Below are 11,100 nucleotides of genomic sequence, written 5' to 3' on the forward strand. Positions count from 1 at the left end.
TAAGCCAGCTCTAAGATCTACTAAATTTCACGCTCTGTCCAGAGCGACAGAAGAGGGGTAAGTGGGGTAATAGCCTAGGTGTAAGAATTCCTCAGCCTGTAGCAAACGAAGTAGGGTTTACGGTTGGGACAGAGGTAAATATTGAAGTTGTCAACAACACAGTTGTAATCTCATCAGTCAAGAGAAAGTATCAACTGGAGGACTTACTAATTGGTGTTACGCCAGAACTAATCGGTGGGGAACGATTGGGGTCAACCTGCTGGTAAAGAAACATGGTAGTTACATGCCTGCAAAAGGTGATATCGTTAAGTTTTTAAAAACTCATCAGTCTGACATTTTGCCTGTATACTAAAGAATGGATGAGCTTAATCGATCCATAGATATGCAGTATTTTTTTACATGAGTCAAATAACAGAGGCACATTGTTCGCGAGATCTAGCCTATTATTGTAACTGCTTTGCCACTCTCAATGTTAGCAAGACCAAAGAACGTGGAACGGCTAATCATCAGCCAATTTTGATTCTATCAGTACTAGAATTGATTACGCAGAAGTCGATTATCGAAAACCGGATCTTCGTATCGACTGAGTTAATCGAGACATTTAAAAAATACTGGAGTATTCTAGTCACTAAGTCTACTTATACGGATGCGCTACATTATCCGTTCGTTCACCTGCAAAGCGGTAGATTTTGGCATGTTAAATTTAATGATGCTTATGAAGGAGAACGAATTAAGACAACTAATAAACTCAAAGAAAAAGTCGAGTATGCTTATTTAGATGACGAGCTATTTGATTTACTACAAGATTCTTCTATCAGACAAGTCTTAGTAGATAGTTTAGTGAATACTTGGTTTACAGATAGTAAGTTAAACTTAGCTGTTATTTCAGATATAGACATAGAATTCGATCGAGTCAAACCTCTTCAGCTACCAAATCTAGATTCTGAAATTAAAATCACTTTGCGAAAATCGATCGTCAGGAATTCTTTCTTTAGAAAACTGGTGGTTCGAGAGTATGATTATCGATGTGCATTTTGCAAGCTGAGGATTATTAGAGATCCAAATCAAAATATTGTCGATGGTGCCCATATTAAACCATTTTCTGAATTCTTGGATAGTAAAATTGATAATGGGTTATCGCTATGTAAAAATCATCATTGGGCATTCGATCTAGGTTGGTTTAGTATCGATGATAACTATCGAATAATCGTTGCACAGGGTTTAGATGATGATTCGCCATATACGAGAGCAATGAAAGATTTCGATCGCGAACCGATTGCACTGCCAAGTAACAAACGATATTTCCCAAGATTAGAATCATTGAAATGGCATCGAGAGAATAAGTTTAAACCTTAGCTAATTAAAAGTAAATAATTATCGTGAACGATTTACAAACATCATTACCTTCAGCTCGAAGCTTAGAGCAATTAGTCGAACATATTCAAGAACTGACACGAGAGATTCAAGATCTATATCTAAGCGATACTGTCCCGTGGATTGTGGGCATATCTTGGGGAAAAGATTCATCAACAATATTACAGCTTATTTGGACTGCGATCGAAGATCTACCAGTCGAACAGCGTCACAAAAAAGTTTATGTGATGACCACCGATACATTAGTTGAAAATCCGATTGTTGCGGTTTGGGTCACTCACTCGATGAAAGTACTAAAAGCTGCGGCTCAAGCAAAGTCCATGCCTTTCGAGCCGCATTTACTTCACCCCGCAGTCAAAGATTCATTTTGGGCATGTTTGATGGGTAAAGGTTATCCAGCTCCACGACATGGGTTTCGATGGTGTACGGAGCGGATGAAAATTAAGCCTGTTAATCAATTTATTCGCGATATTCTGAGAGTCTATGGCGAAACTATTATTGTTTTAGGTGTCCGCAAAAGTGAAAGTAATATTCGTGCCGCAGTTTTAAAAAAAAATGAAGTAGGCAGAGTCAGAGATAGACTCAGTCCCAATCCTAATTTAGCTAATTCTCTCATATATAGCCCGATCGAAGATTGGCGGACTGATGAGGTGTGGATGTATCTGATGCAGTTTAAAAATCCTTGGGGTGGGAATAATCAGGATCTGTTTACTTTATATCGTGGTGCTACTGCCGATAATGAGTGTCCGTTAGTTGTCGATACATCGACACCTAGTTGTGGCGATTCTCGCTTTGGTTGTTGGGTGTGTACGTTGGTGAGTAAAGATAAGTCGATGGAGGCGATGATTCAAAATGATGAGGATAAAGAATGGTTGCAACCACTGTTAGATATTCGGAATGAATTAGATATTCATGACGATCGCGATAAGCGCGATTTTCGACGAATTTATGGTAGAGTTGAACTATTCGAGCGCAAATCTAAGGAAGATAAAGAAGTCACTGAAATAGTGCCCATTCCGGGGCCGTATACTAAGTTTTGGCGCGAACATTGGTTGCGACGGGTATTAGAAGCACAGGTGCAAATTCGGCAGACTGCACCACCAGATATGCAAGATATTATCCTAATTACTGAGGAAGAATTAGGAGAAATTAGAAGAATTTGGTTAGAAGAGAAGCACGAGTTTGATGATAGTTTACCGCGTATTTATGAGGAAGTAATGGGTAAGCCGTTTAAAGATACGCGAATTCAGGAAAAGAAGCTATTAGGTGGCGATGAATGGTCGATTTTAGAAGAGATTTGTAGCGACGATGCCATGCACTTAGAATTGATGGCAAAATTGCTGGATACCGAACGCCAACATGCCACAAAATCACGGCGGGGGGTTTTTGAAAACCTAGAGAAGTGTTTCGACAGTAGTTCGCGCTCGAAGGAAGAGGCGATTGCCATCGCGCATGAGAAGCGAGATTTGAAGGAGGCTGCAAGTCAGGGCAATGTGGAGAAGGTGAAGCAATTAACCTGGGCGCAGATGAAATATAAGAATGATGAGGGAACCGATTTAAGTGAAAGTTGACTATCCACTAATCACTAATTCTAAGGGAATGTCTGAGAACTCAATGCTGTTCAGCTTAAACCCTAGAAATCCCCCCTAACCCCCCTTGAAAAGGGGGGAACTGGATCCGGAAGTCCCCCTTGAAAAGGGGGATTAGGGGGATTTAGATCTACGATCCACATCAAAAAACCTTTTCAGACATTCTCTAATACGCGATCGAAATCGTTTCATCTACCATAATTTTCATACCTTCGCGGGCGACGATCGATCCGGGGAAAGCTTGGATCGATTGTAGCTCGATCGCGTCCATAAATTTATCGTCATGGATAGGATCGTGATGAAAAATAACTAATTTTTTCACGTTGGCGGCTGCGGCGATTTTAACTCCTTCTTGCCAAGTAGAGTGTCCCCAGCCAATTTTACTAGTGCGGGGATGGTAATATTCTTCGTCTGTATAGGTACAATCATAAATCAACACGTCGGCTCGATCGGCTAATGCTAAAATGTGGCGATCGAGTCCAGTGCTAAAATGTTCGGTATCGGTAATATAAGCCGCCGTGTAATCTTGCCAGCTTACCCGATAACCCATCGCCCCACCAGGATGATTTAACTCGCCAGTAGCGACGGTAACATCGCCGATTTGAATTTTATCGCCATAGTCGATATTGTGAAACCGCAGATTGGCTCCCATTACCTGTAATGGTACCGGAAAATTGGGCTGATTCATCTGATCGTGGAGGCGGTGTTCGATCGTCACGCCATGCGGAATTACGCCCCCATAGATGTCGAATTCGTTTCCTTCCATAAATGCGGGCGAAAAGAACGGAAACCCCTGAATGTGATCCCAATGGGAGTGCGAAAAAAACAAATGTCCGCTGACGGGGAGGTTGCCTAATAAAGATTGCCCTAAGACGTGAATCCCTGTCCCTGCGTCAAAAATTAGCCGATGACCGCCCACTAACATTTCCACGCAGGGCGTATTGCCACCATAGCGCACGGTGGCAGTCCCCGGACAGGCAATACTCCCGCGCACGCCCCAAAAATGAATTTTAAATTGTTCTTCCTCTGTGGACATGGGTTAGCAGTGAGAAGTTGAAGGTTGCGAATTCCAACTTAGAGTTTAATGACGATAATATTAGTTATTGTGCCCAAAACAGCGGGAATTAAAACTAGAGCGTATAGGTAAAATCTTTAATTAACAATCCCGGTACCCAGCTCCCGCCGAGTTGGCGATTGCTGTAGGTATCGACATCGGGGATGAATTCGACATTGGTTGTCAATGATAAGAGATTATCGCCCCAACAACGGTACAGACTTTCATCAAAGCGTAAATTGGCGATCGGCGCAACGATCTCGCCCCCTTCGACCCAGAAACAGGCGTAGCGAGTCATGCCAGTAATGCGACCAGTCGGTCGATCGCTCCAGTTGAGATAATGGAGATTGGATAAGTATAATCCGGTGTCTAATGTTGCTAAAATCCGATCGGGTGTTAACTCTCCCGTAGCAATTTCGGCAGAACGCAGCGATTCGCCCCGATTGGCTCCATTGGCTGGTTTTTGGTATTCTTTAGCAGTACGGGCGTTGACGAGGGTATTTGCTAACCGACCGCGATCGATTAAAGTCAGATGAGCTGGGGCAATTTCGCCCAGTTCGTTAAATCTGGGTACTAAGCCGCGCTGGAAATTTTCAGAAATGGTTAATTGTGGGGAGAGGTGTTGTTCTTTGCGCTGTAGTGCCCCAAAACAGCTCCGTCCCTGCTGTAAGGCTGCCTCGCTGATTCCCCCCCACGAGAGCATTCCCAGCAGGTCGGCAGTTGCCGCTGGAGCCAGGTAGGTGCGATATTTACCACGTTCGATCGTCTTGAGCGGTTGTTCTAGTCGAGCTAGTTGGGTTTTAGATTCGGCAATCTTGGCTTGATAAGCGGCATCATCCCAATGACTGCCAGCAAGGGTGCCTTTGACGGCTTGCCCGGTACTGGTAAAGAGCGAATAATCTAAAGTATACGACTCGGTGGCAAACCAATGTTTTTGACCGCTACTATCGGCATAGCCCCGCAGTACGGTGCCAGCGGCGTATAAGCCTGTAAAATCGAGATTATTGACAACGGGTAATAAGCTGCCGACGACTTGGGCATCTGGTAATAGTGCGCCTGCATGGACTTCATGGCTGGCAGCATTCCCTGTCGGGATTACCAAATAAGGATCTACGGGCAATTGGGGGACTTCTGCACGCAAGGCTGTTAGGGCGGCTAGTGCTTGCGGGAGATCTAGTTCGGAGTCGCCTGTAAAGGGAAATTCTACTGAGCTGCTGCGCTGTTGGCAGATTAATTTGAGTTGGAGACTACCATCGCGGACGATGCCTGTCTGGCGAACTTTGGCATGATTGAATCGGGTAAACTGACTGACTTCACCCCGCAATCGTAATGTAAATTGTTCGTCAGTGTGGAGCTTTTGAGTTAAGGCTGCCAAGACTTTATCGAAACTAGCTTCTAATCGATCTATCACGGAAGTTTATTTAATAAGGTGAGTAGGGTTTCGATCGACATATTTTTTAATTGTACCGATCTGAATGAATGTTCGATTTTACGAATTTAGATAATAGTTTTAGAAAACATTTTTGCGGCGATCGCTTGAGATTCTAATTGGAGAAAGTCAAAGAAAGTACTTGCCAGAATTGATAATTGTTTGTTATCTGGATAGATAATATACCAATGCCGCTCGATCGGGAAATGTTGCACGTCTAAAATCGTCAAGCCAGAGAGTGCAGCTTCTGGCGTGAACGTATGTCGGGATAGTACCGAAATTCCCAAACCGACACCAATTGCTTGTTTGATTGCTTCATTACCGCCCAATTCCAATCTCACCTTGACCGAGATTCCGTGCTTGTTAAATAATTGTTCGACGGCATCGCGCGTCCCCGAACCGCGTTCGCGCATGATGAATGGCTCGTTTTGTAATTTAGAAATGGGAATATCTTTTTCTTGGGCGAGGGGATGATTTTTGGGTGCGATCACTACAAGGGGGTTTTCCAGAAAGGGATGTAAAACAACATCTAATCGATCGGGTATTTTACTAATAATATATAAATCGTCGAGATTTTCACTCAGCCGTTCTAGCACTCGTTCGTGATTGGTGATTTCTAACGCAACATCTACCCCCGGATACAGTTGACAAAAAGGAGCGATCGCGCGGGGCATAAAGTATTTAGTCGTGGTAATTGTCGCGAGTTTTAATTTACCTTGCTTTAATCCTTGAAGATCGGTAATTTTCATCTCAAATCGAGACAACTCATTAAAGATTTCTCGACAGGTAGTTAGTAACTCTTGTCCGGCATGAGTGAGATACAACTTTTTACCAATTTGCTCGAATAAAGGCACGCCAATATTTTGGGTGAGCTGTTTGATTTGCATCGACACAGTTGGTTGTGTCAAAGACAACTCCTCTGCTGCGCGAGTAATACTAGTTAATCTGGCAACAGTTTCAAATACTTTGAGTTGATGGAGTGTAGATTGACGCATTTTATCCTGCCGATAATCGATCGTGGCGAAATGTTAATCTGAATCAGTCGGGATTTGACATCTTTTGTGTGGTTTTCCCTTAACGCACTGGCTCTCGACCAAATTGGGAATATCTATATTTTAGATCGCCGTTGGGATAAAGATAGCTACGGTAAATCGATTAATGCCGCAGTTGCCGATTGATAGCGGTCTTTAAAATGATACGCCACCATCTTGTCCAAAACGCGCGCTAATTCGGGTGAAACCCTAGCCAGATCTTGCCAGATGAGATTGCCAGTATTCTCGTCAACGGGTAAATAACGTGGGTGAGTATTGGTCAGAGCCTCAATCGCGATCGAACCCAAAGCATAGAGATCGCTAGTATAATTGGGCTGTCCGGCATACTGTTCTGGGGGTGTATAGCCGCGTGTCCCGATCGCGATCGTCATATTTTGTTCGTTGGCAATTTGGGGCTGGATCTCTTTGACTGCACCAAAATCGATTAAAACTAGTTTACCCTGATGCCGATCGCGAATGATATTACCCGGCTTGAGATCGCGATGGATGACGTGTTGAGAGTGAATAAAGCCTAACACTGGTAAAAGTTGACGCAGTAGATCTAGCACTTGCACCTCGCTCCACGGCTCGGTAGATCCCTCTAATTCGCGATCGAGTGGCGTACCATCGATAAATTCTTGGACTAAATAAAACTCCTGTTGATGCTCGAAATAAGCGAGTAAATGGGGGATTTGCGGGTGGTGCCCCAATTTAGATAAGATTTCGGCTTCGGTATTAAATAACCGCCGTGCCAAACTCACAAAATTCGCATCGCGACGGGCGGGGACTAGTTGCTTAATGACGCACTGAGGCTTGCCAGGACGCTTGGTATCTCGCGCTAGATAAGTGACTCCAAATCCACCCGCCCCCAGGGTATGCTCGGCTTGATAGCGACCATCCAGCAGGTAATTAGGCGGCATCGCGCCCGGTGTTTGAGTTGGAAATGGATTTTGGTCTTGTTTGAGCGTAGCATTCTGCCGATCGAGAACCGTCAGATCGGGATCTAGCACTGTTTCGGCAGTCATCGTCGTAGCTGGTAATTGCGTTGGGGGTAATGCCAGCACTGATGGTGCTGTCTGACTCAGCAATAGCTTGAGTTCGGCGATGGCGAGTTCGCGATCGTTTACCAAAGTTTCCATATTTTTTTGCTGTTGCTGAGTTTGATAACTCGTCAACCCCAATACCCCGATGCTACTAGCAATCAAGCCCACAAAAGGGCTGACGATCGGAATCCAGCCTGCATTTATAAAGGCGATCGCAAATCCGCCAATTAGCATCACCCCCGCACCGCCAGTAGCGAGGAATAACCGCATCGGATGGCGAATATACCAAGCTAGCAAACTCCCCGTCAGACACCACCCCCCAATCCAAATCGCTTCGAGCCAATCGGGCATAAACCACCATAATGCCTGATTATCGAGTACCGCACTCAGAATTTGGCTGGTAATTTGGGCGTGGACGACAACTCCTGGCATGGTGGCATCTTCGGCTTTACCCTCACTATATGGGGTAAGAAAATCATCTTTAAGCGAACTAGCCGTCGAACCGATTAAAATAATCCGATCTTTAATCAGTTTGGGATCGACGCGATTATTTAACAAATCCGACATCGTGACGATCGCAGCCACACCACGATTGTCACCCTTACTCCCACCACTCCGCGCCCGATAATCGAGCAAAATCTGATAGCCGCCAGCTTCAGCATCTTGATAGCCGCCATCAGTGCTGGAAACGGGCTTAAAATGCACTGTACCGAGTTGAAATCGACTGTTTGAGTCAAACTGACCTGTAATCTGGTGTTGGCGCAGCAGGTACTCTTGAGCGATTTGAAGCGAGAAACTCGTCTCGCTGGTACAAGGCGATTTAGGATCGCGAGACATAAATAATAATGCGCGCCGGACGATACTATCGCGATCGATTAGCAAATCGACAAACCCCAACTGTGCTGCGGGAATCCCCGGCGGCCCAGCAATGCCGGGACTTTTCAGGTTCCGATGGTGACAACCAGCAATAACTAAATCGTTTTGCTGCCAAATTTTGGCTAAATCGGCACGTCCCGGCTCGACGGGATTGGGGCGAAACATATCTAAGCCAATTACTTTCGCCTTGCTATCGGTGAGCTTTTGGATGACTTTAGCGATCGTCCGATCTGGTAACGGCCAAGTTTTTTGCAGCTCGATATCTTCTTCGGTAATTGCGACGATTGTAATTCGCGGATCTGGCGGTGCGGGTGCTTTCTGGCGCACGCCGCTATCGTAAGCCGCCAATTCTCCCATTTCCCACCACCCCAACTGTTTGGCTCCAATGACGAGTCCCATTACCCCCAAACTCACACCCACAACTGTCACTACTTGCCAAGGTAGTGACAGTTGAGCGATAAATTTCCGAATAGATGATAATCCGATCGTGCCAGACATTAGGTGTTAGGTATTAGGTATTAGGTATGAGGTATTAGGTGTTAGAAGATGTCTGAAAAGTCTGACCTGTTAAGCGCAAACCCTAGAAATCCCCCCTAGCCCCCCTTCAAAAGGGGGGAACCGGATCCGGAAGTCCCCCTTTTGAAGGGGGATTGAGGGGGATTTACCCACCATAAACGGAGCAGTTAAACTTTTCAAACATCCTCTTAGGTGTTAGGTGTTAGTTAGATTCAAATACCGGACAAAAACCATCGGGAGTCACCTTAAACCCATGTAATGGCGATCGGGTCCCATAGCAACGGGAACCGCGCTGATAGCGACAATTGCCGCAGCAGTGCAGATCTGGCGAGAGGTTGAGCTGCTGTTGCCGATCGAGCATTTCGCGCTGAGATACCCCTCTGAGGACGATTTCTTCGCCTTGCCATCTGGCTTCGATCGATCCTGTATCTGCAAAATTATGCCATCTGGGGTCGCTGGAGATCGCGGTGGGTAAGGTAATATTAACCTGCCGTTCTAGTTCGGTCAGTTCGCCCTCATAATTGGGATCTGCTGGCGGTGCGGGTTGAATAAAGGTATCGCCAATCGGTAGCGAAACTAGCGTTCCAGCGGCGGGGGAGTGTAAATGATAGCGATTTTGGAGTTCTTCGAGTGCGGTGAGATCGGCTAAATAAGGTGCCGAACCGTGGATGAAGACGACATGTTTGGGACGGATATTATGAATTAATTGAGTGGTACCCGCACCGTCGGAATGTTGGCTCAAGAGATAGGTTTCGATCGTCAGTTGGGGCGTTGTAGCGGGGGGTAATGTGATTTCCGCTGGTGCGGCGGGTAATAATACCAGCCAGGGGAAAGGATGTCCGGCTGTATAAATTTCTAGATCGATCTCGGTTTCGGTAATAATAATGCACTGCCGCTGATGAATGTTTGCCAGGGTTTCGGGGGTAATCTGGCGGACGTGCGGACGCACTTTTTCGTCCCAAAATAGCGATTGATGGCGGGCAAAATTTTGAACTGAGGGCGGAAAATATGGGAGTAGATCTAGGTATGCATCGCAACATGCGACAATCTTGCCATCTACCCAAATATCGATATCGCGTCCGGTAAATAGATGATGGCTCCGCAATAAAATTAATAATTCTTGCGCGATGCCCAGATTGGGTACTGGTAAAATAATTGACTGTTGTTGCTCGATCGCTCGATCGATCCGCGTCATCAGGGTATTTTCTTGTTTGCGGCGATGGGGATGTCTCGCCGTACCATAACTACCTTCGATAATCAATACATCTGGATTGAGATTACGAATCGAATCGAGGTGCAACCCATCTACCAGCCGCGAATTAGATAAGAAAAAGTCGCCTGTATAGAAGACGCTATAAGACTGATAAAATCCGGTATAAGTCAATAATACCGCCGCCGCACCGGGCAAATGCCCCGCTGGAAATAGTTCGGCAGTTAAACCATCTTGAAACTCGATCGATCGTCGCCAGGGCAAAGCTTGACCGAATGGCGGCACTGGTTCTGGTTCATCCAACCAGTTGAGCGGTAACAGTAAACTGGTAACTTCACTACTATAGATCGGCAACTGCGGCACGGCACGATGCAGTTCTAGTAAGCCTCTGGCTCGATCGGCACGAGCATTACTACAAATGACTAAATCGCAGACAGGTAACCGATCTTCGGTAATTAGTGGGGAAATATCTTTCAGCCCACAATCGAGTAAGATCCGATACGGCCCCATCTTGATTAATAAACACACTCCCTCATCACTATGACCGACGGCATAGGGCAAGCAGACGAGATCTTCATTACTAGCGTGAGGTAGCGTAGACAAGGGAAGAATCCATGATAAAGCCGCTCTTGGTATAGATTGAGGATCTCGCCTCACATTAGCAAGATCCAACGGCAGGTCAGTATTTAGTGAGCGGAACCGTTACCATGATATTTGTCCGAATCATAAAATCCGTTCCGAGTACCGAAAAATAACGCACCAATAATAAACGGAATGGTGAGAATTGGCAATAAAACTTGAACGCTCAACATTTAAAATAACTCCGCCAGATTGTATAACATCACTTAGTTATTATCTATCGATCGATCCAATCGACGCAACGATTGTTAACCATTGTTGATTTTGGGGATGGGAGTTTGGTCTCGATGAAATCTTCTGTAGGGGCAATTCATGAATTGCCCCTACAGAAGATTTCAT

Annotated in this window: 8 protein-coding genes and 1 pseudogene; 3 read left to right on the plus strand and 6 right to left on the minus strand. The window is 45.4% G+C overall.

The window, feature by feature from the left end:
* Positions 1 to 71: 71 nt before the first annotated feature.
* From Q0R35_RS15135 to dndC, 3 genes and pseudogenes are all read left to right on the plus strand, one after another.
* A pseudogene (locus tag Q0R35_RS15135) lies at positions 72 to 266 on the plus strand (AbrB/MazE/SpoVT family DNA-binding domain-containing protein); the annotation flags it as partial.
* Between the two features lie 133 nt (positions 267 to 399).
* The gene (locus tag Q0R35_RS15140; RefSeq protein ID WP_295620047.1) at positions 400 to 1,356 is read left to right on the plus strand and encodes an HNH endonuclease; all 957 of its coding nucleotides are present in this window, start codon (positions 400 to 402) and stop codon (positions 1,354 to 1,356) included.
* Between the two features lie 23 nt (positions 1,357 to 1,379).
* Positions 1,380 to 2,945 (plus strand): DNA phosphorothioation system sulfurtransferase DndC, encoded by a 1,566-nt coding sequence (gene dndC / locus Q0R35_RS15145; protein ID WP_295620050.1) that lies wholly within the window; start codon positions 1,380 to 1,382, stop codon positions 2,943 to 2,945.
* Positions 2,946 to 3,129: 184 nt separating this feature from the next.
* On the opposite strand, the gene Q0R35_RS15150 is transcribed toward dndC, so the two are convergent.
* From Q0R35_RS15150 to Q0R35_RS15175, 6 genes are all read right to left on the minus strand, one after another.
* Positions 3,130 to 3,999, minus strand: a complete 870-nt coding sequence (locus Q0R35_RS15150; RefSeq protein WP_295620053.1) for an MBL fold metallo-hydrolase — start codon at positions 3,997 to 3,999, stop codon at positions 3,130 to 3,132.
* A 94-nt stretch (positions 4,000 to 4,093) separates the two neighbouring features.
* Positions 4,094 to 5,428 (minus strand): metallopeptidase TldD-related protein, encoded by a 1,335-nt coding sequence (locus tag Q0R35_RS15155; protein ID WP_295620057.1) that lies wholly within the window; start codon positions 5,426 to 5,428, stop codon positions 4,094 to 4,096.
* 86 nt (positions 5,429 to 5,514) lie between these two features.
* Positions 5,515 to 6,441, minus strand: a complete 927-nt coding sequence (locus Q0R35_RS15160) for a LysR family transcriptional regulator (protein ID WP_295620061.1) — start codon at positions 6,439 to 6,441, stop codon at positions 5,515 to 5,517.
* A gap of 146 nt (positions 6,442 to 6,587) precedes the next feature.
* Positions 6,588 to 8,894: a CHASE2 domain-containing serine/threonine-protein kinase gene (locus Q0R35_RS15165; protein WP_295620064.1), complete on the minus strand. Its 2,307-nt coding sequence runs from the start codon at positions 8,892 to 8,894 to the stop codon at positions 6,588 to 6,590.
* 220 nt (positions 8,895 to 9,114) lie between these two features.
* Positions 9,115 to 10,725: an MBL fold metallo-hydrolase gene (locus tag Q0R35_RS15170; RefSeq protein WP_295620067.1), complete on the minus strand. Its 1,611-nt coding sequence runs from the start codon at positions 10,723 to 10,725 to the stop codon at positions 9,115 to 9,117.
* An 83-nt stretch (positions 10,726 to 10,808) separates the two neighbouring features.
* Positions 10,809 to 10,934 (minus strand): hypothetical protein, encoded by a 126-nt coding sequence (locus Q0R35_RS15175; RefSeq protein ID WP_295620070.1) that lies wholly within the window; start codon positions 10,932 to 10,934, stop codon positions 10,809 to 10,811.
* Positions 10,935 to 11,100: the final 166 nt, after the last annotated feature.

Origin of the sequence: Chamaesiphon sp. GL140_3_metabinner_50 (genome assembly GCF_025361915.1) — a bacterium.
GTDB lineage: Bacteria > Cyanobacteriota > Cyanobacteriia > Cyanobacteriales > Chamaesiphonaceae > Chamaesiphon.